Origin of the sequence: Streptomyces capoamus (genome assembly GCF_014654935.1) — a bacterium.
In the GTDB taxonomy this organism is placed as follows: domain Bacteria; phylum Actinomycetota; class Actinomycetes; order Streptomycetales; family Streptomycetaceae; genus Streptomyces; species Streptomyces capoamus.
Genome location: NZ_BNBF01000011.1, coordinates 168,781 through 170,465, shown reverse-complemented (window position 1 = coordinate 170,465; position 1,685 = coordinate 168,781). Strand labels below are relative to the sequence as shown.

At 70.7% G+C, this 1,685-nt stretch carries 1 protein-coding gene; it reads right to left on the bottom strand.

The window, feature by feature from the left end:
- Positions 1-201 precede the first annotated feature (201 nt).
- On the bottom strand, positions 202-1,685 hold a 1,484-nt coding region (locus tag IE312_RS19265; protein WP_229900134.1), incomplete at its 5' end, for a dolichyl-phosphate-mannose--protein mannosyltransferase.

Below are 1,685 nucleotides of genomic sequence, written 5' to 3'. Positions count from 1 at the left end.
GGGCCGGTTACGTACGCCTCTTCGGTGCGAAGCACCCTAGGACCGAGCGGGTCATCCGGATGCTCGCCGCCGCACTGACCGCGATGGGAAAGACACACGAGGCGCAGCAGCTGACCGGCCGAAAGGCGAACAAGGGCAAACGCCGCTTCGGCCGCAAACGCCGTTGACGCACTGTGGTCCGCGCCCCCGGCGCACGGTCGGCTACACCCAGGTGTCCAGCCACATCCGCGACCGCCAGCTGTCGATGGGGATCGCCTGGCCCGTGAACAGGGGCCAGAAGTAGATGAAGTTCCAGGCGATCAGCAGGACCAGGACGCCCGCCGTCGAGGCGCCGATCAGGCGGCGGGTGTCGGTGGAGCCCGGTGGGCCGATGATCGCGCCGATCAGCATCGCCACCGCCAGGCACAGGAACGGCAGGAAGACCACCGCGTAGAAGAGGAAGATCGTCCGTTCCTGGTAGAGGAACCAGGGCAGGTAACCCGCCGCGATGCCGCAGGCGATGGCGCCGGCCCGCCAGTCGCGGCGGAAGGCCCAGCGCCACAGGACGTACAGGATCGCGAAGCAGGCCGCCCACCACAGCAGCGGCGTGCCGATCGCCAGCACCTCCCGGGCGCACTTCTGGCCCGCGTCCGCCGGGCAGCCGTCGGCGCCGGGGGAGGGGGACTCGTAGAAGTACGACACCGGGCGGCCCAGCACGATCCAGCTCCACGGGTTGGACTGGTACGTGTGCGGCTGGTCGAGGTGGACGTGGAACTTGTACACCTCGTGCTCGTAGTGCCACAGGCTGCGCAGCCAGTCCGGCAGGAACGTCCAGCTGCCGCCCTTGCCGTCGGTGGCCGCCCAGTTGCGGTAGTAGCCGCCCCGGCCGTTGGCCGGGGAGAGGATCCAGCCGGTCCAGGAGGCCAGGTAGACCACCACTGCCACCGGGACCGTCGCCACGAAGGCGAGCCCGGTGTCGTACTTGAGGGCCGCGGCGTACGGGTGCCGGGCGCCGGCCACCTTGCGCGTGCCGACGTCCCACAGGACCGTCATCACGCAGAACGCGGCCAGCACGTACAGGCCGTTCCACTTCGTGCCCACGGCCAGCCCCAGCATCACCCCGGCGGTCCAGCGCCACGGGCGCCGGCCGAACCGGAAGCCGTCCGCGACCCGCGCGTCCGGCCGGACCCCCCCGTCCGCCGTGACCGGCAGGGCGGCGGCCAGTCTCTCCCGCGCCCGGTCCCGGTCCACGACCAGACAGCCGAACGCGGCCACCACGAAGAACATCAGCACGCCGTCGAGCAGCGAGGTCCGGCTCATCACGAAGTGCAGGCCGTCCACCGCCATCAGCGCGCCCGCCAGGCAGCCCAGGAACGTCGAGCGGAACATCCGGCGGCCGATCCGGCACAGCAGCAGCACGCTCAGCGTGCCGAGCAGCGCCGTCATGAACCGCCAGCCGAACGGGTCGAACCCGAAGATCAGCTCGCCGAGCCCGATGACGTACTTCCCGACCGGCGGGTGCACCACGTACGCCGGGTCCGTCGGGACCGCCAGCCGGCCGCCCTGCTGGAGCACCAGCTCGTTGGCGTTCTTGCCGTACTGGTCCCAGCTGGCCTCGAAACCGCGGTGGACGATCGCCCACGCGTCCTTGGCGTAGTACGTCTCGTCGAATATCACCGCGCGCGGGCTGCCCAGGTGCCAGAACC